Here is a 21,416-nt window from a genome sequence, read left to right on the forward strand (position 1 = left end):
CCCACAACACGCACCAAGAGGAGTCGACCGCTCGTGAGCAAGGTCCCCTTCATCACCCTCAATAACGGCGCCCGGATGCCGCAGCTCGGCTTCGGGGTCTGGCAGGTCGCCGACGACGAGGCCACGAAGGCCGTCGGCTCCGCGCTGGAAGCCGGCTATCGCAGCATCGACACCGCGGCGATCTACGGCAACGAGGAGGGCACAGGGAAGGCGCTCGCCGCATCGGGGATCGCCCGTGAGGAACTCTTCGTCACCACGAAGCTGTGGAATTCCGAGCAGGGTCACGACTCGACGCTGCGCGCCTTCGACACCTCGCTGGCCAAGCTCGGTCTCGACTACGTCGACCTGTATCTCATCCACTGGCCCGTCCCCTCCAAGGACGCCTACGTGGACACGTACAAGGCCTTCGAGAAGATCCACGCGGACGGCCGCGCCAAGGCCATCGGTGTCTCCAACTTCCTTCCGGAGCACCTGGAGCGGCTGCTGGGCGAGACCTCCGTGGTTCCCGCCCTCAATCAGATCGAGCTGCACCCGCAGCTTCAGCAGGCCGAGTCGCGGGCGTTCCACGCGGACCACGGCATCCACACCGAAGCCTGGTCCCCTCTCGGCCAGGGCAAGGGCCTGCTGGAGGTTCCGACCATCGTCGCCATCGCCCGCAAGCACGGCCGCACCGCCGCCCAGGTGGTGCTGCGCTGGCACCTGCAGACCGGCAATGTGGTCATCCCCAAGTCCGTGACGCCGTCGCGGATCAAGGAGAACATCGACGTGTTCGGCTTCGAGCTGGACGCCGACGACCTGGCGGCCATCACCGCGCTCGACGAGGGCAAGCGGCTCGGCTCCGACCCGGCCACCATGGCCCTGGGTGTCTGAACCCCGCCGACCGGACGCCGGTGTCCGGACCGCCTCAGTGCGGTGGACCGCTCACCGGCGACAGCGCCGCCCGGAGTGTTCCGGGCGGCGCTGTCGTATGCGGGGGCGGTCTACCGCACTCCCGCGCGCTCCCGGCGTGCGCCGGGGCCGCCGTCCAGCAGTCGGGTTCGGCTCGGCGTCCCGCTCCGGCCGCGGCGGGTCAGCCGCGGTCTCAGCGGGCGCCGTGCCCCGGGGCGATCGCTTCGACCCGGTGCGCCAGTGCGAAGTCCTTCGCGGTGACGGCGCCGCCCGCGTCGTGCGTGTGCACGCTCAGCGCCACGCTGTTGTACCCGAGGGCCAGATCGGAGTGATGGCCCAGCTCCTCCTGGATCTGGGCGATGTGGACGACCATCGCGGTGGCGGCGAAATGTCCGGGAAGCCGATAGGAGCGGACGATCCTGTCGCCGTCCAGCGTCCAGCCGGGCAGCTCACTCAGCCGGTTCTCGGTCTCCTGCTGCGACAACGGTTCTGCGGGCATCCGCGAAACTCCCTCCGGGAAACGGTCCTCGCGACGATACGGTCCGGGGATGACAACTGTCGCTCTCGACACCGGAGTGGGGCCACTGCTGCGCGACTGGCGCAGGCAGCGCCGGGTCAGTCAGCTGGAGCTGGCCCTGCGGGCGGACTCGTCCGCCCGCCACATCAGCTTCATCGAGACGGGCCGCGCCCGCCCCAGCGAGGAGATGGTCCTGCGGCTCGCCGAGCATCTGGAGGTGCCGGTCCGGGAGCGCAACGCCCTGCTGCTCTCGGCGGGTTACGCGCCGCGGTACCCGGAGACGATGCTGGACGACCCGTCGATGGGCGCGCTGCACGAGGGCATCAACCAGCTTCTGCGCGGGTACGAACCGTATCCGGCGCTGGTGGTCGACGGCCGGTACGACGTCGTCGCGGCCAACAGCGGCATCGCGATGCTGATGCAGGGGCTGCCAGAACGGCTGCTGGCTCCCCCGCTCAACGCGATGCGGCTCACGCTGCACCCCTCGGGTCTCGCCCCCCGGATCCGCAATTTCCGGGAGTGGCGGGGGCACCTGCTGCACCAGATGCAGCGTCAGCTGGCGCTCGCACGCTCCGATTCGCTGCGTGAGCTGTACGAGGAGGTCGCCGCCTACCCGTTCCCCGCAACCGCCCAGGACCGGGACCGGGACGAGAAGGCTCCGGTGCCCGTTCCGCGGTTCGCACTGCCGATGCAGATCGAACACGAGGGCCGGGTCCTTTCCTTCCTTTCGTCCATCTCCACCTTCAACACCCCCATGGACGTGACGGTGGCCGAGCTGGCGATCGAGACGTTCCTTCCGGCCGACCCGGCGACGGTCACGTATCTGCGGTCGCTGACGGCCTGACGGTCCCCACCCGGCCGACCCGTAAGGCCCGGCCGGTCCGCCGTGCGGGTCGGACCCCGTGGACCGGGACCGACCCGAACGAAGGGTTCTTCAGGGCACCTGCCGCAGATACAGCGCACCGCAGGAGTGGCAGAAAGGCTGGCTCCCGGGGGTCCCCCAGGCATCCGTCGACTGCTTGGGCGCGGCCGGGTCCAGCTCGTGTCCGCACAGGGCGGTCGTCTCACGGATGTGCGCGATGTGCCACCACTCCACGCTGGGGTGCTCGTCCGACGGCGAGGAGCCCTCCTGGAGATCGGCCTGCATGACGTATTCCATGTTCACCTCCTTTCCTGCAATTCTCCCACTTCAGCAATTAGATCGATATGAGCTAAGAGTTCCACTTTCCTGCGTGTCGAGAATAATCCCGTCAAAATCATCGTTTATGACGTTCTCGTCAATTTACCCGCGGCCCCGTGGCGTTGTCCGCCGGTCCGTCGCCGGGCCAGGCTCCGGTCGCATATGCTTCGCGGCGATACGGCGCCCCGTACCCGCGCCGTCGGGCTGGGGTGAGAGGGGTGGAGCGTGTCCGATATACCTGTGCCCGCTTCGGCACGTCCTGCGGCGTCCGCGGTGCCCGCGGCGCGGAACCGGCAGCGGCTCCTGACTGTGCCCACGGGGTCCGTCCGCGACGTCGAGGCCGTCATGGTCCTGGTCGAGGACGATGCCGGTGACGCCCTGCTCGTCGAGGAGATGCTGGCCGACAGCGACCTGGACTCCCCTGTCAGCTGGTGCAAGTCCCTGGCCGCGGCCCAGCAGTTCCTCCGGACCTGCCGTACGCCGGTGTGTGTACTGCTCGACCTGCATCTCCCGGACGTCCAGGGCCTCGACGCGGTCACCCACATCGTCCGCGCTGCGCCCGATGTGGCCATCGTGGTGCTCACCGGTCTCGCCGAGGCCGAGGCCGGCCTGGCCGCCGTCGCGACCGGGGCGCAGGACTACCTGGTCAAGGGCAGGCTCGATCCGGAGTCGCTCAGCCGGGCCGTGCGGTACGCGCTCCAGCGCAAGCAGGTGGAGCAGGCGGCTGCGGCGCTGCAGGCCAACCGGCTGATGGCGGAGGAGAACGCCAGACTGGAGCGGGGCCTGCTGCCCGTGCCGCTGCTGCGCGGGCGTGGCGACTTCGAGGCTGTCGCCCGGTATACGCCGGGGCGGGCGCACGGGCTGCTCAGCGGGGACTTCTACGACGTGGTGCAGACGGCCGACCAGACCGTGCATGCGGTGATAGGCGATGTCTCGGGCCACGGGGCGGCCGAGGCGGCACTGGGCGTGTGTCTGCGGGTCGCCTGGCGTACCGCGGTGCTCTGCGCGATGGAGCATCTGGAGCAGATCAGGATGCTGGAGGAGATCCTGGTGGCCGAACGCTCCGATCCGAGCATCTTCGCCACCGTCACATCCCTGGTCTTCTCCCCCGGCCGCCGCAGCGTGCGGGTCACCCGCGCCGGACACCCCGGGTTCCTCGTCCGGCACGGTGCGGAGGTCGCCTGGGCCGAGCCGGGCGGCGGTATGGCCCTGGGGCTGCTGCCGGGAGCCGCGCGCTGGACGGAGACCGAGCTGCCACTGCCCGTCGGGGGTCAGGTCGTGCTCTTCACCGACGGGCTGTTCGAAGGCCGCACCGGCGAGGAGACCCGGCTCGGGGAAGCGGGGCTGCTGGACCTCGCCCGAAGACACGGGGCGCTGCCCGCGACCGACTTCGTCGACGCGCTGGTGCGCGGCGCGACCGAGGGCGCAGCGCCTTACGGGGGCCTCGCGGACGACGTGGCCGTACTGCACCTGGGATGGGGGCCGGCTCGCCATGAGCAGTCAGGTGATTAGCGGGACCGCCGGCGACGGCGGAATCCCGCCCGAGGACGCCGCGGAGAGCGGGAGCCCTGCCGACACGGTGGTGCCCACGGCACGCCCCGGCCTCAGGTCCCGCCTCTCGGTCCAGAACTGGGTCCATCTGATCCTCGCCGGATTCGTGGTCGTGGTCTGCGGCTGCACCGCCGTCGGCGGAGTCTTCCTGTCCCGTACCAACGACAGGACCACGGCCCTCGTCGACCGCATCCAGCCGGCCCGGTCGGCTTCCTTCCAGCTTCAGAAGGCGCTCCTCGACCAGGAGACGGGGGCCCGCGGTTACGCGCTCAGCGGTGACACGTCCTTCCTCGAACCGTACGAACAGGGCCGGCGCGACGAGCAGCGGTACCGGGCCGGGGTCGAAGCGTTCACCGGAAGCGGGAGCCCCTACGCGCAGGACCTGGACCGGATCCGGCTGGCCGCGGAGAAGTGGCGCAGCGAGCAGGCCGAACCGCTGATCGCCACCGTACGGGCGAAGGGCCGCGGCGGGGCGTCGGAGGCACGTATCGGACGGAGCAAGTCAGCCTTCGACGGTCTGCGCGCGGACATGGCCGTACAGCAGCGCCACATCGAGGCCGCACAGACGCGGGCACGGGCCGGGCTCGACGCCTCGCGTCACACGCAGAACCAGGTACTGATCGCTCTGCTCGCGGCCTTCGCGCTGGTGGTGATCGTGCTCAGCCTGCTGCTGCACCGGATCGTGGGCCGGCCGCTGAACGCGCTGCGTGTCTCGTCCGACACCGTCCGGGGCGGGGACTTCCATCGCCGGATCGAGGTCCGGGGGCCCTCCGACGTGCGCGCTGTCGGAGCGGCCGTGGAGGACATGCGACGGCGGCTCGCCGACGAGCTCGCCGAATCCCTGGAGCGCGAGACCCTGCTGGCCGGGCAGGCGGACGAACTGCGGCGCTCCAACTCGGAGCTGGAGCAGTTCGCCTATGTGGCGTCGCACGATCTTCAGGAGCCGCTGCGCAAGGTCGCCTCGTTCTGCCAGCTGCTGGAGAAACGGTACGCAGAGGTGCTGGACGACCGAGGGAAGCAGTACATCGACTTCGCTGTCGACGGCGCCAAGCGGATGCAGGTCCTCATCAACGACCTGCTGACGTTCTCGCGGGTCGGCAGGGTGCTCGACAGCCGGCGGACCGTCTGCCTCGACTCCTCGCTGGACCGGGCGCTGGCCAATCTGGCCTTCGCGACCGAGGAGACGGGTGCGGCCGTCGTACGGACGGATCCGCTGCCCGAGGTCACCGGCGACCCCACGGCCCTCGTCATGCTCTGGCAGAACCTGATCGGCAACGCGGTCAAGTTCCGCCGGGCCGGCCACCCCTGTGTCGTCACCGTCGGCTGCACCGGGGACGGCGACACCTGGCATATGACGGTGTCGGACAACGGCATCGGCGTCGCACCGGAGTTCGCCGAGAAGATCTTCGTGATCTTCCAGCGGCTGCACGCGCGGGACGAGTACGACGGGACGGGGATCGGCCTTGCCCTCTGCCGGAAGATCGTCGAGTTCCACGGCGGCCGGATCTGGCTGGACGAGTCGATGACGGAGGGCGCGCGCATCCACTTCACGCTGCCCGTGCGCTCCGGCGCCGACGCCGCGGGCCCCGTGGCTGTCGCAGCCGAACACCCCACCACAGCACAGGAGGCCACCGCATGAACGCCCCGCTCCAGCCCATCGAGGTCCTGCTCGTGGAGGACGACCCCGGCGACGAACTGATGACCCGTGAGGCGTTCGCGGACAACAAGATCGGCAACACACTTCATGTGGTGCGGGACGGCGAGGAGGCCCTGGACTTCATCTACCGGCGCGGGGCCCACACCGGCGCGCCGCGTCCCGACCTGGTGCTGCTCGATCTGAACCTGCCCAAGTACGACGGCCGGCAGGTGCTCGAACGGATCAAGTCGGACCCGGATCTCTGCGACATCCCCGTCGTGGTGCTGACGACGTCGTCGGCGGAGGAGGACATCCTGCGCAGCTACCGGCTGCACGCCAACGCCTACGTCACCAAGCCGGTCGATCTGGATCAGTTCATGTCGGCGGTGCGCCAGATCGACGACTTCTTCCTCACGGTGGTGCGTCTCCCGCACCGGATGTGACCGGTGCGGGCCGACGGCTACCTGTTCTCCAGCTGGAGTTCCAGCTCCTTCTCCTGGTCACCGAGAGCCTCACCCTGCTCCGCCACGGAGAAGACGCTGCCGAGCGCGGCCCGCATCATGTCCACTGCGTGATAGCCACCCTGCACGGTGGCCTTGACCGGTGCCGTCAGACTCGCGGAGCCGAGCCGGTCCGGGGCCTCTTCCAGCACCTCGAAGGACGCCGTCCACACGGTCGGCCTGCCGGGGATCTCCGTCTGCGGGGTGTCACCGGCTCCCCGGTCGCTGGGGAAGGCCGTGCGCAGCGCGCCGAAGACGGCCGCCGCGTCCTCCTTCGAGTGGCCGGTGAGTGCCACCGTGACGAGCGTGTCCTGGTTCTCCGTGTCGGCCATCGTGCTCACTTTCCTCGCTGGATCGCGCTGATACGGGGGCGGGCCATCGGGCCGCTCCGGTCACTCGTCGGGTTCGGCACCGTGCCAGACCGTGGTGACGTTGCAGAACTCGCGGATGCCGTGGGCGGACAGCTCACGGCCGTACCCGGAGCGCTTGGCCCCGCCGAAGGGCAGAGCCGGGTGGGACGCGGTCATACCGTTGAAGAAGACGCCTCCCGCCTCGATGTCCCTCACGAACAGTTCCATTTCGTCGTCTGCCCTGGTCCAGACGTTGGAACTCAGACCGAACGGTGTGTCGTTGGCCACCCGCACCGCTTCCTCGGCACTCTCCACCCGGTAGACGGTGGCCACCGGACCGAACGTCTCCTCGCGGTGGATCCGCATGTCGGTGGTGATGCCCATGAGGACGGTGGGCGAGTAGAACCAGCCGCGCCCGGTTCCCTCCGGCCGGCCACCTCCGCAGAGCGCGGTCGCTCCCCTGCGCACGGCGTCGTCGACCAGCTCCTCCAGGTCGGTGCGGCCCTGCTCGGTGGCGAGCGGTCCGACGTCGGTCGACTCGTCCAGCGGGTCGCCGACCTTCAGCGCGGCCATCCGGGTGGTGAAGTGCTCCATGAAGGCGTCATAGACATCCGTATGCACGATGAATCGCTTGGCGGCGATGCAGGACTGTCCGTTGTTCTGCACCCGGGCGGTCACCGCCGTCCGCGCGGCCCGCTCGACGTCGGCCGACGGCATCACGATGTACGGATCGCTGCCGCCCAGCTCCAGGACGGTCTTCTTGACCTCGTCGCCCGCGATCGCCGCCACCGAGCGGCCGGCGGGTTCACTGCCCGTGAGGGTGGCCGCGGCCACCCGTGGGTCGCGCAGGATCGCCTCGACCTCGCCCGAGCCGATCAGCAGGGTCTGGAAGCAGCCCTTCGGGAATCCGGCCCGGTGGAAGAGTTCCCCCAGGTAGAGCGCTGTCTGCGGCACGTTCGACGCGTGTTTGAGCAGCCCGGTGTTGCCCGCCATGAGAGCGGGCGCGGCGAACCGTACGACCTGCCAGAGCGGGAAGTTCCACGGCATGACGGCCAGCACCACGCCCAGCGGACGGTAGCGGGTGTACGCGCGGGTGGCACCGGAGTCCGCGGTGTCGGCCATCGACGGGTGTTCGTCGGCCAGCAGCTCCGCCGCGTGCCGCGCGTACCAGCGCATCGTCTTGGCGCACTTGGCGGCCTCGGCACGGGCGGCTCCGACCGGCTTGCCCATCTCGGTGGTCATGGTGCGCGCGATGTCCGCCTGCTCGCTCTCCAGCAGGTCGGCCGTGCGGTTCAGCAGCCGGGCGCGTTCAGCGAACTCCGTGCGGCGGTAATCGCGGAAGGCGGCGTCGGCCGCCGCCAGGCAGCGTTCGATCCCCTCGGCACCCAGGGCATCGAAGGTCTGGAGCGTTTCACCTGTGGTGGGGTTCACCGTGGCGATGGGCATGGGTGGGGCCTCCTCGTACTCGCCCTTCCGACCCTCCCGCGCCCGGCGCGCCGCCGCAACGCGGACAGCGCGCCGGGAGGGTCGGGGCGCACGCCGGCCGAATGGTTCGTGATACGAACATTCCGCCCTATGCTGACCGGATGGAGACGGGCAGGGGTGAGGAGCCGCTGGGGATCGCGGCAGCGCTGGTGAGGACGTCGTTCCTGGTGCAGACCGTGTACACGGAGGCCAGCCGGGCGCACGGACTGCCCGCACAGCAGGCCCAGTTGATCTGTGTGCTGACGGCTCAGCCGCACGGAATGGGCGAACTGAGCACCATGCTGGGTCTGGAGAAGTCCAGCCTGACCGGACTCGTCGACCGGGCCGAGCGGCGCGGGCTGGTGCGCCGGGAGCCGGATCCGCAGGACAGACGCGCGGTACGGGTGGCTCTGACCTCCGAGGGCGCCAGGGTGTCCGGGGCCTTCTCGGCCCTGGCGAGCGCACGGATGGAGGCGCTGACCGGCGGGGTGAGCACGGCGGAGCGGAACCGGCTGGCGGCGGCGCTCGGGCAGCTGGTGCGGAGCAATGAGGTACCGGCGGTCTTCGCGGAGCCGCAGCAGCAGAGCGGGGCAGCCGCGGCCGGAAGACAGGCCGTGGACTCGACCGAGCCGGCCCCAGTGAACGAGTTGTACAAACAAGTTCCGTGAAAGCTGACCGAAATCAGCCGAGTTGTTCGCTTCATATGCCGTGTTCCGTCACTTGCCTGTCACCAGCTCTTCCCTTTGGCCCCCTCATCTGGAAAGACTCGGCTGGATCATTCCCCTCACACCGCGAGAGGTCCCCACACACATGCCTCAGCTCAATCGGCGCCGCTTCCTCCAGATCGCGGGCGCGACCGCAGGCTTCTCGGCCCTGTCGAACAGCATCGACCGCGCCGCCGCCATCCCCGCGAAGCGCCGCTCGGGAACGATCGACGACATCGAGCACGTCGTCGTCCTGATGCAGGAGAATCGTTCGTTCGACCACTACTTCGGGTCCATGAAGGGTGTTCGCGGCTTCGGCGACCCCCGGCCGATGACGCCCGTCGGCGGCAAGCCGGTCTGGTACCAGTCGGACGGCACCAAGGACGTGCTGCCGTACCACCCGGACGCCGAGGACCTCGGCATGAAGTTCATCGCCGGCCTCGACCACGACTGGGCGGGCGGCCACAAGGCCTGGAACCAGGGCAAGTACGACCAGTGGATCCCCGCGAAGTCCGCCGGCACGATGGCCCATCTGAACCGCAAGGACATTCCGTTCCACTACGCGCTGGCCGACGCGTTCACGGTCTGCGACGCGTACCACTCGTCGTTCATGGGGGCCACCGACCCCAACCGCTACTACCTCTGGTCCGGTCACGTCGGCAACGACGGCAAGGGCGGCGGCCCGGTGCTCGGCAACGCCGAGGCCGGGTACGACTGGACGACCTATCCCGAGCGCCTGGAGAAGGCCGGGGTCTCCTGGAAGATCTACCAGGACACCGGCGACGGCCTGGACGCGGCAGGGTCCTGGGGCTGGATCGACGACGCCTACCGGGGCAACTACGGCGACAACTCGCTCCTGTACTTCAACACGTACCGCAACGCCAAGCCCGGCGACCCGCTCTACGAGAAGGCGCGCACCGGCACCGACGCCAAGAACGGCGACGGCTTCTTCGACATCCTCAAGGCCGACGTCAAGGCGGACAAGCTCCCCCAGGTCTCCTGGATCGCCGCTCCTGAGGCCTTCTCCGAACACCCCAACTGGCCCGCCAACTACGGCGCCTGGTACATCTCGCAGGTGCTGGACGCACTCACGTCCAACCCCGAGGTGTGGAGCAAGACGGCGCTCTTCGTCACCTACGACGAGAACGACGGCTACTTCGACCACGTCGTGCCGCCGTTCCCGCCCGCTTCCGCAGACCGGGGCGCGTCCACGGTGGACACCTCGCTCGACTACTTCCCCGGCGACGCGAGTTACGGTGCGGGCCCCTACGGTCTCGGCCAGCGCGTGCCGATGACCGTCGTCTCCCCGTGGAGCACCGGCGGTTACGTCTGCTCCGAGGTCTTCGACCACACCTCAGTCATCCGGTTCCTGGAGCGGCGCTTCAAGGTGACCGAGCCGAACATCTCGCCGTGGCGGCGGGCCATCTGCGGTGACCTGACGTCGGCCTTCGACTTCGGGCTGAAGAACACCAGGCCCGCCACGCTCCCGGACACCGACGGATTCCGGCCGCCGGACGGCGACCGGCACGACAGTTACACCCCGAAGGCCCCCGCCGACCCGGCGCTGCCCAAGCAGGAGGCGGGGTCCCGGCCGTCCCGTCCGCTGCCCTACGCTCCGCTGGTGGACGGCCAGGGTTCGCCGTCGGACGGGAAGTTCGCGCTGACGTTCAGCGGGGGCGCGTCCGCCGGAGCCTGCTTCACTGTGACGTCGGCCAACCGCGGTGACGGGCCGTGGTCGTACACCGCCGAGGCGGGCAAGAAGCTGTCCGACACCTGGAACACGTCGTACTCGAAGGGCTCCTACGACCTGTCCGTTTTCGGCCCGAACGGTTTCCTGCGCACGTTCAAGGGGCCGGGCTCCACCGCCGGCCCCGAGGTCACCGCCCGTCACCGCGCCACCGACGGATCGGTCGAGCTGACGATGACCAACGCGGGCAGCGCCGACTGTCATCTCACCGTCACCAACGCGTACGGCGGCAAGAGTGAGACCTTCACGGTACGCAAGGGGAAGACCGTGGTGCACACGGTGGACCTGCGCTCCACCCGGCAGTGGTACGACCTGTCCGTGGTCTCGGACCGGGACAGCAGCTACCTGCGCCGGTTCGCCGGACACGTCGAGACCGGCAAGCCCGGTGTGAGCGACCCGGCGATCATCACCGGCTGACCGCCACAGGTGCCGGGCCCCGCGAGCCGGGGGCCCGGCACCCGGGCTCGGGGCGTTCCCGCGCTCACGCCGCGCTGTCGGGCGCGACGCCGTCCGCCGCGGGCACCGGCCTGCCGAGCGGGACCTGCGGGCCCTCGCACTCGGTCAGCCAGCGCCGCAGGATGCGGTGCACCTGTTCGGCGCCGACCAGTTCGTGGCCGTCGGCCACCGCCTCGGAGAGGTCGAGCGGCGCCAGCAGGAAGGGCGCCGACTGTTCCCCGCCCAGGCCGCCGTGCGAACCGATCTGCCCCTCGAAGGCGTGCACGGATCCGGTCTCGGGGTCGTACACCGAATTGACCATGACATCCGCGACGTGCGGGAACGTGTCCGTGCGGCACACCGCTTCCGCGGCGCCGGGCCCGAAGCCGGCGAGCGGCCCCTCCCCGTCGGTGAGCGCGGCCACGGGCACCTCGGCGCCGCCGGCCCCGAGCACCACCGAGCCGTGCTCCTCGCTCGCGACGAGCAGGAACCCGATCCCCGGATGGTTGGCCAGGGTCGGCAGCAGCGCCGGATGGCGCCGGTCGAGCTGTTCGCGCGTCATGCGGCCCGGCGCGTCGGGGAAGGAGATCAGCCCGAGGTTGCCGGAGGCCAGCACCACCGGGTCGGACTCCGGGTCCGGCGGGGTCTCGTCGCCGGCCGGCGCCGGGCGGTGCAGCACGACGCGCACGGCGGCCCTCGCCTCGGAGCCGCTCCTCGTCCGCTGCGCCCTGCGCGGGACGGGAAGCCCGCAGCCCGCCCGCACCAGGTCCTTGAGGGTCAGTCCGTACGCACCCTCGAAGGTCTGACCGGGGCTCTGCCCGTGGTCGGAGAGCAGCACGATCCGGTACGGCCGCGGTGCGTGCTCCTCGGCCCTCGCGATCAGTGCCAGGGAACGGTCGAGCCGCGCCAGTACCTTCGCCGCGTCCCTGCTGTGCGGCCCGCTGTGGTGGGCCACCTCGTCGTACGCGACCAGGTCCGCGTAGACCGCGGTCCGCCCGGCGAACATGTCCCCGATCACCGATGACACCACCACATCGCGCTCGACGACGGTCGCGAAGGCCCTGATGAACGGGTAGAGGCCACCGCGCTTGATGCGCGGCTCCTCCTGCCGGGCGCGGGCCCGTGTCGACTGTCCGATCTCCCGGCCGACCTCGGCGAGGAACGAGATCGCGGTGCGGACCGCGTTGGCCGGGTCGGAGAAGTAGGCGAAGTAGCCGGCCCTGGAGCGGTGGTGGCGGTCACGCCGTGCGGCGACGGAGAGCACCAGGGCCAGCTCGTCGGCGCCGCCGCTGAAGAGGTTCCCGCGGCTCGCGCCGTCCACCGTGAGCAGCCCGCCGTCACGCGTGCGCTCGACCGCCCGGCGCTGGAGCTCGGCCGCGCTCGCGGGCCGGTTGCAGACCATCACGTCGCCGGTCTCCTTCTCGTACCAGCGGAAGGCGGGGATGTCGTGGTTGGAGCCGTGCAGGATGCCTAGCTGGCTTGCGCCCGTCTGGCTGGACCAGTCGGTGCGCCAGGCGCTGAGCCGGTGCGTGGAGCCCATCCACCCGGCGGCGGTGGGCATCAGCCCCTCTCCGACCGCGCGCAGCAGCGCCGCATGGCCGACCCCGTCGAGCTGCAGGAAGACGGTGCCGTGCGGCCCGCACCGCCCCGCGTCCTCGCCGCTTCTGCGCCGCCGGCGGGAGGCGAGGCGCGAGAGTCTTCGGCGGTACGCCTCGTCGTCGCGCACCGCGAGCGCGGTCGAGGTCGCGGAGGCGACGGCCGACATCACCGCGGCGACCACGACTGCCGTCTCCGGGTCGGAAGTGCCCCGCCCGTTCGGGATCAGGTCCAGCGCGACCAGCAGGAACGACCCGTTCAGGACGAATACCAGCAGGCCCAGGACGAGGGCCGGGACCAGCAGCAGCGCGCGCACGACCAGCGGCCACACCAGTGCGCTGAGCAAGCCGAACGCCGCCGCACCCCACCCCGCTGTGATCGCCACCGTGGTGGCGCTGTCGCCGTCGGCGGACTCCAGCCGGAAGTCCGGCAGGATGCCGGCGAGCGCCAGCATGGTCAGCGTGGACACCGCCCACACCACGGTCACCCGCAGCAGAGCGCTGCCCGCGCTGCGCCATCGCCCTGTCACCACGCCTCTTCCACCTCACGTCCCGAGGGCCCCCGGGCGGGCCCGCCGGGGGGCAGCTTTTCACAGACAGGACAGTGCCCCGGCCACGGTCACGCGGGCAGGAAGCACGACCGCCGTGACCTGCCGTGAGCATGTGTCACGGCAGGTCACGGTGGGTTACGCCGGGTCACGGCGGGGAGCTGTAGCCGCAGGAGTGGCAGATCTTCCAGCCGTCCTGCGTGACGGCGAGGACACCTCCGCAGCGCGGACACTGCTCCGAGTACAGGGTCACGGAGCCTCCTCCCGTTTCGCTGCATCGCTACCCAACGTGAGCCGGGGCAGACGTGACAACGGACGTGACACGCTGTCCCGGGAGCGGGCCGCATAGAGTCGGCGGAAGCCCGAAGTGACCAGATGTGAGGAGACGGCACGTGCCGGTCGCTGTGACCTGGTGGGGACACGCCACTTGTACGGTCGAGGACTCCGGGGTCCGGGTACTGACCGACCCGCTGTTCGCCCGCAGGCTGGCTCATCTGCGGCGCCGGCGCGGCGCCGTTCCGCCCCCCGGCGCGGCAGCGGCCCAGGCCGTCCTCGTATCGCACCTGCACGCCGACCACCTCCATCTGCCGTCGCTGGCCCGGCTGGCGCCCGGCACCACGCTGATCGTGCCGCGCGGGGCGGTCCGCGCCGTACCCGGACTGCGGCGGCTCGGCCTGCCCATCACCGAGGTCGTCGCCGGCGACGAGGTGCGGGTGGCCGACCTGACCGTCCGCGCGGTACCCGCGCACCACGACGGCCGCCGGCTGCCCTTCGGACCGCAGCGCGCACCCGCGCTCGGCTTCGTCGTGAGCGGTGAGGCGCGGACCTATTTCGCAGGGGACACCGGTCTCTTCGACACGATGGGCGAGGCTGTGGGCGACGTCGATGTGGCGCTGCTCCCGGTCGGCGGCTGGGGCCCCTTCCTCGGCGAGGAGCACCTTGACGCCAGGCGGGCCGCCGAAGCGCTGACCGTGCTGCGGCCGCGCTCCGCCGTACCGGTCCACTACGGCACGTACTGGCCGGTCGGGATGGACGGTGTGCGGCCACATGAATTCCACACGCCGGGCGACGAGTTCGTACGGCAGGCGGCGCAGCTGGCCCCCGAAGTGTCCGTGCACCGCCTCACGCACGGTGAACAGGTGCTGCCGGAGGTGGCCGGGTGATCCACGAACTGCTGGGCCAGGTGCCCCCGGAGTCCACCCAGCAGGCCGCCGGCTACCCGTCGCTCTTCCTGCTGGTCGTGCTGGGATCCCTGGTGCCGGTCATTCCCACGGGAGCGCTGGTGAGTTCTGCGGCCGTGGTCGCCATCCACCAGACGGATCCCCTGGCGCTGCTCTTCGTGTTCGCCGTGGCCTCATCCGCCGCGTTCCTCGGGGACATGGCCCTGTACTGGCTCGGCCGGCGCGGCGTGCACTCCAAGAACGGTTCGCGCTGGCTGGAGGCGCTGCGCAGGAGGGTCCCGCAGGCACGCCTGGCGCGGGCACAGGAGCAGCTCGACAAGCACAGCAAATCGGTACTCGTCCTCTCCCGGCTGGTCCCGGCCGGCCGGATACCGGTGATGCTCGCCTGTCTGCTGGGTGAGATGCCGCTGCGCAGGTTCGCCGGCGGCGACGTGCCGGCGTGTCTCGCGTGGGCCGCCGCGTACCAGCTCATCGGGATACTCGGCGGCTCGCTCTTCGACGAGCCCTGGAAGGGCGTGGCCGCGGCGATCGCCCTCACTCTGCTGGTGAGCGGGGCACCTGCCGCGTGGCGCAGGCTCCGGACACGCGGCGGGTCTCCCGCCCCCCGCTGAGCCGCGCTCCGGGACGCCAACTGTGCTGTGCCCACACGTCGTTCGTACCGGCCCTGCCCCTACCCGTAGTACTCGGGAGTGACGCGGAAGGTTCGCTCTGCGGCGGGACGCCTGCCACCGGGTGCGCTCCATAACTTCAGTACGGGTGGTGGCCGCCGGTGACGCGCTGCTCGCCCCGAACATCACCAAACGCCTCATCGCGGAGTTCTCCCGGGTGACCGGCTCCCCCCGCACAGCGCCCAAGGGCCGGACCGGCGACCTGACCGAGCGCGAGACCGAGGTCCTCTCCCTCATCGCCCAGGGGTTGTCCAACGCGGAGATCGCCGGGCGGCTGGTGGTGGCCGAGCAGACCGTGAAGACCCATGTGAGCCGGATCCTGGTCAAGCTGGGTCTGCGCGACCGGACCCAGGCCGCGGTCTTCGCGTACGAGACGGGCCTGGTGCGCCCGGCCGGATACTGACGGACCGTGCGACGCACGGAGCCCGTGTCCGGTCAGTCGGCGAGCGGCCGGTCCGCCGGTACCTCCGCGGGCGCGTCCTGGAGCACTCTGGACCCCCCGACGGGCAGGTCCCACAGGTCCTCGCGCGGGCGCCCCGCCAGCTCCCAGGCAGCTCGGACCCGGGTGAGCGGTTCGAGTACCGGCTCGGCGGACAGCAGGAACGCGCCCCAGTGCATGGGAGCCATACGCCGCGCCCCCAGGTCCTGGCAAGCGGCGACCGCCTCCTCCGGGTCGGTGTGCACGGGCCCGAGCATCCAGCGCGGTTCGTACGCCCCGACCGGGAGCAGCGCCAGGTCGATGCCCGGGTGGCGGTGGCCGATCTCCCCGAACCAGTGGCCGTACCCGGTGTCGCCTGCGAAGTACACCCGCTGACCGCGCTGGTCGGTGAGGACCCAGCCGCCCCAGAGCGAGCGGCAGGTGTCGGTGAGGGTGCGCTTGGACCAGTGGTGGGCAGGCACGAACTCGAAGCGGACACCGCCGGTCTCCGCCGACTCCCACCAGTCCAGCTCCGTGACCCGGGTGAAGCGGCGCCGCCGGAACCAGCGGGCCAGCCCGGCCGGGACGAAGAGCGGGGTGTCGCGCGGGAGCCGTCTGACCGTGGGGGCGTCCAGGTGGTCGTAGTGGTTGTGACTGATGACGACGGCGTCGATCCGCGGCAGGTCCGCCCAGGGGACACCGACCGGGGTGACGCGGGCCGGCGTACCGAGAATCCTGCGGGACCAGACGGGGTCGGTGAGGACGGTGAGGCCCCCGATGCGCACTACCCAGCTGGCGTGCCCGGCCCAGGTGACGGCGATCGTGGCGGCGTCCGTCTCGGGCAGTGGGGCGGGGGCGTACGGCAGCAGCGGGATATCGCGCAGCCCCTCGGCGCGTGGCCGCACGGCACCTTCGCGGGCCAGTCTCGCCATCGCTCGGACACCGGGCAGCGGAGCGGTGAGCCGGTCGGCGAAGGACTTCGGCCAGAGCCTGGTCTCGCCGAGTGGGCGCAGGAGGCCCGGTTTGCGGGGGCGGTGCCGGGTGTGCGGGCGGGTGGCCGGCTGAGCCGCGGCCGGCGCGGACGGCGGCCGGCCCGGCGTCTCCTGGCCGGTCGGTTCACGCGGCCCGGTCTCCGCGAGCGGGCCGGTCTCGGGGCCGGGCCCGGTCCGGGCACCCGGCTGCGGTTCGGTGAGGGAGCGCTCGGTCTGTTCCGTCATCGAAGGGCTCCGTCCGGTGGCGGTGAGGCAGTCATCGCAGTTGCTCCAGGGCCGATGTGAGGATGCTCAACGCGCGGGCCACGTGGGGAAGTTCGAGTGGCTCCGTCGAGTTGAGGGACTCCAGGCGCTCCTGCGGGGTTGATCCGACGAGCGGGCCCGTCGCGAGCCGCACCCGCAGTTCGTCCGGATCGTCACCGAAACGGTGGCCTCCGGGGGCCGGTGCGCCGATCCGTTCCCCCAGGTACTCCTCCAGTTCCATCGCGTCGGTGACCCCGAGGTCCGAGAGGCCGGCCCCCAGCGGGCCGAGATCCACGTAGAGGTGGCGGCCGGCCTGCGGGGGTCTGGCCAGCGCGCCCGCGGCGAGCACCGCTTCATGGGCGGCTGCCGCCAGCCGGGCGTGCAGCCGGGCCGCCTGCGCCGCGCGCTCCCGTACGGCCGCCGGCTCCCGCAGCGCCCAGGCGGCAGCCGCCGCGACCGGCGCGGACGGCGCCGCCCCGGTCGCGGTGAGAACGTCCAGGGTTCTGGCGCGCCGGGCGGCCCCGTCCGCCGTGCCGGGGAACCGGGCCACGGCCACCGGCCAGGCCGTCGGAGTCAGCGAGCCCGCGAGATCGGACAGGACGGTCACCTCGTCCGGACACATCTCCGCGGGGCTGAGCAGTACCGTCTCGTCCGGCCGGTGCCGGGTGTCGCGCCAGGTCTCGTCGCTGATGATGTGCAGCCCCTCGGAGAGCGCGGCCTCGCAGGCCAGGTGCAGCAGCTCGGGCGGGGCAGTCGTCGCGGTCGGGTCGTCGGCGACGGAGAGCAGCAGCAGGCGGGGGTTGCCGCCCTCGGTGCGCACCCGGCGTACGGTCTCCAGGAGGGCGTACGGGTCGGGGACGCCGCCGCACTCCGCCGGGGTGGGCACCGGGTAGGCGGACCGCCCGATGAGACGGGCCTGCGGTATCCACCAAGCGGGGCACGGGCGGGGCAGCATCAGATCGCCACCGTCCGCCGCCAGCAGCGCGAGGAGCAGCGACTGGGGGCCATCGGCTGCGACCGTGTCCCCCGGCTCGCAGCCCAGGCCGCGCCTCGTCCAGTATCCGCAGGCCGCCGTCCGCAGCCCGGGGCCGCCGCCAGGTGGCTCGGCTGCGGTGTGCGGGGCCGCGCCGGAGAGCACGGCGGCCAGTCCGGGGAGCACCGGCAGTCCAGGGCCGGGGGCGGGCGGCCCGTAGCGGACAGGGCCGCGGCTCTCCGGAACCGTCCGCTGCATGCCCGCACCTCCGCTGTCGCCGGCCCCCCAGAGACCTTTATACGTAGATTTGCCCGACCGGGCGACCGTGGCAGCCGGGCCCCTGCGGGGGCGGGAGCGCCCCAGGGGCCGGGCTGCCGGCCCTCCCGCTGCCCGGTGGCTGCCGTGACGTGCGGCGACACGCCGGGGCGCCGGAGGCATCTCCCGGGCCGGACGGGGTACGACGATCGGTCACCAGAGCCGCCGCGCAGCACCGTCCTCCGCCCGGAGATCCGGTCAGGACGCGTACGGATCATCGAGAGGGTTGATTTTCATGGCCTCCGCCGTCCCCCACAGCGGCCCGGTCCACCTCGAACGGCTCACGAGCTGGCTCGGGGCCCGCGACCAGGCGCTGTTCAGGTCAGCGGCTGCCAGGCACTGGCCGGCGGCGGCGCCGGTCCTGCCCCGGCTGAGCCGCAGCGCCAATCACGGTCTGCTCTGGTTCGGCGCCGCCGCGGGTATCGCCGTGGTGGGCGGCTCGACCCGTGCGCGGCGGGCCGCGCTGCGCGGGGTGACCTCACTGGCCGTCGCCTCCGCTGTCGCGAACACGGTGGGCAAGCGGTCGGTCCGCAGAGCGAGGCCGATACTGGACGCCGTACCGGTGATGAGACAGCTGAAGCGGCAGCCGGTCACCACGTCCTTCCCCTCCGGGCACGCGGCTTCGGCTGCCGCTTTCGCCACCGGGGTCGCGCTGGAGTCGAAGGGCTGGGGCGCGGTCGTCGCACCGATCGCCGTGAGCGTGGCGGCCTCGCGTGTCTACACGGGCGTGCACTACCCGAGCGATGTGATGATCGGGGCCGCACTCGGGGTGGGTGCCGCCTTCGCGGTGCGCGGGCTCGTACCCACCCGCGACCAGCTGCCCGCCCCCGGCCGGCCGCACACCGAAGCGCCGGCCCTGCCCGGCGGTCAGGATCTGGTCGTGGTGGTCAACAGGGCGTCGGGATCGGCTGCCGCCAGGGCAGCCCTCGTCAGGGACGCGCTGCCGCTGGCGGATGTGGTGGAGTGCGATCCCGGCGAGCTGGCGGCCACGCTGGAGAAAGCGGCGAAGCGCGGCCGGGCGCTCGGAATCTGCGGCGGGGACGGGACGGTCAACCGGGCGGCCGCCGTCGCGGCCGCACACGGTGTGCCGCTCGCGGTCTTCCCCGGCGGGACGCTGAACCACTTCGCTTACGACATCGGGATCGAAGAGGTCCACGACACCTGCCGGGCGCTGGCGTCCGGCGACGCGGTCAAGGTCGATCTGGGCCGCTTCGCACCGGGGCCGGACGGCCCGGGTGGCGAGCCGGGGCACTTCCTCAACACGTTCAGCCTGGGCGTCTATCCGGAGCTGGTACGGATCAGGGAGCACTGGTCCCCGAAGATCGGCGGATGGCCTGCCGGAGTCCTGGCGGCGGCGCGGGTGCTCGGCTCGCGGCGACCGCTCCAGGCGGATTTCCAGGGCGAGCGGCGGACACTGTGGATGCTGTTCGCCGGAAACGGCATGTACCGGCAGATGGGGCCGACCCCCGGCAGGCGCTTCGACCTGGCGGACGGCCTGCTGGACGTCCGGGTGGTGCACGGGGGCAGGCTGCCGGGCCTGCGGCTCCTCGCGGCGGCGCTCGCGGGACCGCTGTCCCGCTCGCCCGTGCACGCTGCGGAGCGGATGCGGCGGGTACGGGTGTCGGGACTCGCGCCCGGCACGGCGCTCGCGTTCGACGGCGAGGTCACGCAGGCGCCGCCCACTCTGTGGATCGACAAGGACAACGAGGCGCTCACCGTGTACCGCCCGCTGCCGCTCTAGGTTTCTTCGGCGATGGCTGTGCTGTCTCTGCCCCTCAGGACTGTGCGGGGCGAGTTCCGGCGTCACCGACTGCCTTACGAATCCGCCCCGTTCGCAGAAGCGGACCACTCCGGCGTCGCCCGCGTACGCCGGAACACCCGGCTGGGCGGTGCGGCGCGCGCCGCACCGCCCAGCCGGACACGGATATCAACGCCCGGCGCCGACGGACGTCCCGTACCCCATGTCTCAGTCGGTGCCGAACTCCATGGCGGCGCGGTCGAGCATCTGGTCGTCGTCGCCATCGGCAACGCCGCGGGACGCGATGACCTCGGCGCCGCCTTGCGGCATCGCGCCGATCAGCCCCGTCGAGGCGGCCTGGGCTGCGCCGATGAGTGTCGCGTGCGTGTTGCCGACGATGCCGAGATCGGCGTACTGCTCCAGCTTGGCGCGGGAGTCGGCGATGTCCAGGTTGCGCATGGTGAGCTGGCCGATCCGGTCCACCGGGCCGAAAGCCGAGTTCTCGGTGCGCTCCATGGACAGCTTGTCCGGGTGGTAACTGAACGCCGGGCCGGAGGTGTTCATGACTGAGTAGTCCTCGCCGCGCCGCAGCCGCAGCGTCACCTCTCCGGTGACCGCGGCACCAACCCAGCGCTGCAGCGCCTCACGGATCATCAGCGCCTGCGGGTCCAGCCAGCGGCCCTCGTACATGAGGCGGCCGAGGCGCCGGCCCTCGTTGTGGTACTGCGCGATGGTGTCCTCGTTGTGGATGGCGTTCACCAGGCGTTCGTACGCGGCGTGCAGCAGCGCCATGCCCGGGGCCTCGTAAATACCCCGGCTCTTGGCCTCGATCACCCGGTTCTCGATCTGGTCGGACATGCCCAGACCGTGGCGGCCGCCGATGGTGTTCGCCTTCATCACCAGGTCGACCGGGGTGGCGAACTTCTCGCCGTTGATCGTCACCGGGCGGCCCTGGTCGAAGCCGATCGTCACATCCTCGGCGGCGATGCGGACGTTGTCGTCCCAGAACCGCACGCCCATGATCGGGTCGACGGTCTCCACACCGGTGTCGAGGTGCTCCAGGGTCTTGGCCTCGTGCGTGGCGCCCCAGATGTTGGCGTCGGTCGAGTAGGCCTTCTCGGTGCTGTCGCGGTAGGGGAGGTCGTGGGCGAGCAGCCACTCCGACATCTCCTTGCGTCCGCCGAGTTCGGAGACGAAGTCTGCGTCGAGCCACGGCTTGTAGATGCGCAGGTGCGGGTTGGCGAGCAGGCCGTAGCGGTAGAACCGCTCGATGTCGTTGCCCTTGAATGTCGAGCCGTCGCCCCAGATCTGCACGTCGTCCTCGAGCATCGCCCGGACCAGCAGGGTGCCGGTGACGGCGCGGCCGAGCGGTGTCGTGTTGAAGTAGGAACGACCGCCCGAGCGGACGTGGAACGCACCGCACGTGAGCGCGGCCAGGCCCTCCTCCACCAGCGCGGCGCGGCAGTCGACCAGACGCGCGATCTCGGCGCCGTACGCCGTCGCGCGGCCGGGCACCGACGCGATGTCGGGCTCGTCGTACTGGCCGATGTCGGCGGTGTAGGTGCACGGGACGGCACCCTTGTCGCGCATCCACGCGACCGCGACGGAAGTGTCGAGGCCGCCGGAGAAGGCGATGCCGACGCGCTCGCCGGCGGGCAGGGAGGTAAGGACCTTAGACATAGGAAGAGTATGCAGGAAACCGCATGATCATGCAACGTGGCTCCGGTCGCCGCCCCGGAGCCACGGCGCGGGCCGTCGCAGGGCGACAACGGT

At 71.3% G+C, this 21,416-nt stretch carries 18 protein-coding genes and 1 pseudogene; 11 read left to right on the forward strand and 8 right to left on the reverse strand.

Going from position 1 to position 21,416, the window contains the following annotated elements; translation table 11 throughout:
- Nucleotides 1–33 precede the first annotated feature (33 nt).
- Nucleotides 34–870, forward strand: a complete 837-nt coding sequence (locus OG584_RS04425; protein ID WP_405775165.1) for an aldo/keto reductase — start codon at nt 34–36, stop codon at nt 868–870.
- A gap of 211 nt (nt 871–1,081) precedes the next feature.
- Here the strand turns inward: OG584_RS04425 and OG584_RS04430 are convergent, their stop codons facing one another.
- Nucleotides 1,082–1,387 carry a 4a-hydroxytetrahydrobiopterin dehydratase gene (locus OG584_RS04430; RefSeq protein ID WP_405775167.1) on the reverse strand — a complete coding sequence of 102 codons (306 nt, stop codon included), beginning with the start codon at nt 1,385–1,387 and terminating at the stop codon, nt 1,082–1,084.
- Nucleotides 1,388–1,436: 49 nt separating this feature from the next.
- Between OG584_RS04430 and OG584_RS04435 the strand changes: the two genes are divergently transcribed.
- A complete protein-coding gene (locus OG584_RS04435) occupies nt 1,437–2,249 on the forward strand; it encodes a helix-turn-helix domain-containing protein (protein WP_405775169.1) in 813 nt (270 codons plus the stop codon).
- Between the two features lie 90 nt (nt 2,250–2,339).
- On the opposite strand, the gene OG584_RS04440 is transcribed toward OG584_RS04435, so the two are convergent.
- Entirely contained in the window at nt 2,340–2,564 is a 225-nt protein-coding gene (locus OG584_RS04440; protein WP_405775171.1) for a hypothetical protein, read from the reverse strand.
- Between the two features lie 366 nt (nt 2,565–2,930).
- Here OG584_RS04440 and OG584_RS04445 point away from each other — a divergent pair, with 366 nt between their 5' ends.
- From OG584_RS04445 to OG584_RS04455, 3 genes are read left to right on the forward strand one after another with little or no spacing between them, the layout of a single operon-like run.
- Nucleotides 2,931–4,097, forward strand: a complete 1,167-nt coding sequence (locus tag OG584_RS04445) for a PP2C family protein-serine/threonine phosphatase (protein WP_405783885.1) — start codon at nt 2,931–2,933, stop codon at nt 4,095–4,097.
- Complete coding sequence (locus OG584_RS04450; protein WP_405775173.1) at nt 4,078–5,775, forward strand: CHASE3 domain-containing protein; 1,698 nt, start codon at nt 4,078–4,080, stop codon at nt 5,773–5,775. The genes OG584_RS04445 and OG584_RS04450 overlap by 20 nt, the downstream gene beginning before the upstream one ends.
- Complete coding sequence (locus OG584_RS04455; RefSeq protein WP_405775175.1) at nt 5,772–6,215, forward strand: response regulator; 444 nt, start codon at nt 5,772–5,774, stop codon at nt 6,213–6,215. Before OG584_RS04450 ends, OG584_RS04455 begins: the two co-directional genes overlap by 4 nt.
- A 17-nt stretch (nt 6,216–6,232) precedes the next feature.
- Here OG584_RS04455 and OG584_RS04460 read toward each other — a convergent pair whose 3' ends face one another.
- Together OG584_RS04460 and OG584_RS04465 are read right to left on the reverse strand one after the other, a co-directional pair.
- Nucleotides 6,233–6,604, reverse strand: a complete 372-nt coding sequence (locus tag OG584_RS04460; RefSeq protein WP_405775177.1) for a hypothetical protein — start codon at nt 6,602–6,604, stop codon at nt 6,233–6,235.
- A 60-nt stretch (nt 6,605–6,664) separates the two neighbouring features.
- A complete protein-coding gene (locus OG584_RS04465) occupies nt 6,665–8,068 on the reverse strand; it encodes an NADP-dependent succinic semialdehyde dehydrogenase (protein ID WP_405775179.1) in 1,404 nt (467 codons plus the stop codon).
- A gap of 140 nt (nt 8,069–8,208) precedes the next feature.
- Here OG584_RS04465 and OG584_RS04470 point away from each other — a divergent pair, with 140 nt between their 5' ends.
- Together OG584_RS04470 and OG584_RS04475 are read left to right on the forward strand one after the other, a co-directional pair.
- Nucleotides 8,209–8,754, forward strand: coding sequence for a MarR family winged helix-turn-helix transcriptional regulator (locus OG584_RS04470; RefSeq protein WP_405775181.1), 546 nt, complete (start codon nt 8,209–8,211; stop codon nt 8,752–8,754).
- 142 nt (nt 8,755–8,896) lie between these two features.
- Complete coding sequence (locus tag OG584_RS04475; protein ID WP_405775183.1) at nt 8,897–10,954, forward strand: phosphocholine-specific phospholipase C; 2,058 nt, start codon at nt 8,897–8,899, stop codon at nt 10,952–10,954.
- Between the two features lie 64 nt (nt 10,955–11,018).
- On the opposite strand, the gene OG584_RS04480 is transcribed toward OG584_RS04475, so the two are convergent.
- On the reverse strand, nt 11,019–13,100 hold the full coding sequence (locus tag OG584_RS04480; protein WP_405775185.1) for a phage holin family protein: 2,082 nt from the start codon (nt 13,098–13,100) through the stop codon (nt 11,019–11,021).
- Between the two features lie 407 nt (nt 13,101–13,507).
- Between OG584_RS04480 and OG584_RS04485 the strand changes: the two genes are divergently transcribed.
- The 3 genes and pseudogenes from OG584_RS04485 to OG584_RS04495 all read left to right on the forward strand — a co-directional run.
- Nucleotides 13,508–14,278: an MBL fold metallo-hydrolase gene (locus OG584_RS04485; RefSeq protein WP_405775187.1), complete on the forward strand. Its 771-nt coding sequence runs from the start codon at nt 13,508–13,510 to the stop codon at nt 14,276–14,278.
- Nucleotides 14,275–14,907, forward strand: a complete 633-nt coding sequence (locus OG584_RS04490) for a DedA family protein (RefSeq protein WP_405775189.1) — start codon at nt 14,275–14,277, stop codon at nt 14,905–14,907. Before OG584_RS04485 ends, OG584_RS04490 begins: the two co-directional genes overlap by 4 nt.
- A gap of 136 nt (nt 14,908–15,043) precedes the next feature.
- Nucleotides 15,044–15,367 (forward strand): annotated as a pseudogene (locus tag OG584_RS04495) (response regulator transcription factor); the annotation flags it as partial.
- A 32-nt stretch (nt 15,368–15,399) separates the two neighbouring features.
- Here the strand turns inward: OG584_RS04495 and OG584_RS04500 are convergent.
- Complete coding sequence (locus OG584_RS04500) at nt 15,400–16,599, reverse strand: MBL fold metallo-hydrolase (protein ID WP_405775191.1); 1,200 nt, start codon at nt 16,597–16,599, stop codon at nt 15,400–15,402.
- Between the two features lie 31 nt (nt 16,600–16,630).
- On the reverse strand, nt 16,631–17,848 hold the full coding sequence (locus tag OG584_RS04505; protein WP_405775193.1) for an aminotransferase class I/II-fold pyridoxal phosphate-dependent enzyme: 1,218 nt from the start codon (nt 17,846–17,848) through the stop codon (nt 16,631–16,633).
- A 292-nt stretch (nt 17,849–18,140) separates the two neighbouring features.
- On the opposite strand from OG584_RS04505, the gene OG584_RS04510 reads away from it, so the two are divergent.
- The gene (locus OG584_RS04510) at nt 18,141–19,646 is read left to right on the forward strand and encodes a bifunctional phosphatase PAP2/diacylglycerol kinase family protein (protein WP_405775195.1); all 1,506 of its coding nucleotides are present in this window, start codon (nt 18,141–18,143) and stop codon (nt 19,644–19,646) included.
- A gap of 225 nt (nt 19,647–19,871) precedes the next feature.
- On the opposite strand, the gene argG is transcribed toward OG584_RS04510, so the two are convergent.
- Nucleotides 19,872–21,323 carry an argininosuccinate synthase gene (gene argG / locus OG584_RS04515; protein ID WP_405775197.1) on the reverse strand — a complete coding sequence of 484 codons (1,452 nt, stop codon included), beginning with the start codon at nt 21,321–21,323 and terminating at the stop codon, nt 19,872–19,874.
- Nucleotides 21,324–21,416 lie beyond the last annotated feature (93 nt).

Source organism: Streptomyces sp. NBC_00859 (genome assembly GCF_045161865.1).
Classification (GTDB): Bacteria; Actinomycetota; Actinomycetes; order Streptomycetales; family Streptomycetaceae; genus Streptomyces.

What these genes read in the sequence shown, in the direction of transcription:
- OG584_RS04475 (WP_405775183.1), top strand. Translation starts at nt 8,897, where the DNA reads ATGCCTCAGCTCAATCGGCGCCGCTTCCTCCAGATCGCGGGCGCGACC.
- argG (WP_405775197.1), bottom strand. Translation starts at nt 21,323, where the DNA reads ATGTCTAAGGTCCTTACCTCCCTGCCCGCCGGCGAGCGCGTCGGCATC.
- OG584_RS04435 (WP_405775169.1), top strand. Translation starts at nt 1,437, where the DNA reads ATGACAACTGTCGCTCTCGACACCGGAGTGGGGCCACTGCTGCGCGAC.
- OG584_RS04460 (WP_405775177.1), bottom strand. Translation starts at nt 6,604, where the DNA reads ATGGCCGACACGGAGAACCAGGACACGCTCGTCACGGTGGCACTCACC.
- OG584_RS04445 (WP_405783885.1), top strand. Translation starts at nt 2,931, where the DNA reads ATGGTCCTGGTCGAGGACGATGCCGGTGACGCCCTGCTCGTCGAGGAG.
- OG584_RS04440 (WP_405775171.1), bottom strand. Translation starts at nt 2,564, where the DNA reads ATGGAATACGTCATGCAGGCCGATCTCCAGGAGGGCTCCTCGCCGTCG.
- OG584_RS04500 (WP_405775191.1), bottom strand. Translation starts at nt 16,599, where the DNA reads ATGACGGAACAGACCGAGCGCTCCCTCACCGAACCGCAGCCGGGTGCC.
- OG584_RS04465 (WP_405775179.1), bottom strand. Translation starts at nt 8,068, where the DNA reads ATGCCCATCGCCACGGTGAACCCCACCACAGGTGAAACGCTCCAGACC.
- OG584_RS04455 (WP_405775175.1), top strand. Translation starts at nt 5,772, where the DNA reads ATGAACGCCCCGCTCCAGCCCATCGAGGTCCTGCTCGTGGAGGACGAC.
- OG584_RS04470 (WP_405775181.1), top strand. Translation starts at nt 8,209, where the DNA reads ATGGAGACGGGCAGGGGTGAGGAGCCGCTGGGGATCGCGGCAGCGCTG.
- OG584_RS04505 (WP_405775193.1), bottom strand. Translation starts at nt 17,848, where the DNA reads ATGCAGCGGACGGTTCCGGAGAGCCGCGGCCCTGTCCGCTACGGGCCG.
- OG584_RS04510 (WP_405775195.1), top strand. Translation starts at nt 18,141, where the DNA reads ATGGCCTCCGCCGTCCCCCACAGCGGCCCGGTCCACCTCGAACGGCTC.
- OG584_RS04430 (WP_405775167.1), bottom strand. Translation starts at nt 1,387, where the DNA reads ATGCCCGCAGAACCGTTGTCGCAGCAGGAGACCGAGAACCGGCTGAGT.
- OG584_RS04450 (WP_405775173.1), top strand. Translation starts at nt 4,078, where the DNA reads ATGAGCAGTCAGGTGATTAGCGGGACCGCCGGCGACGGCGGAATCCCG.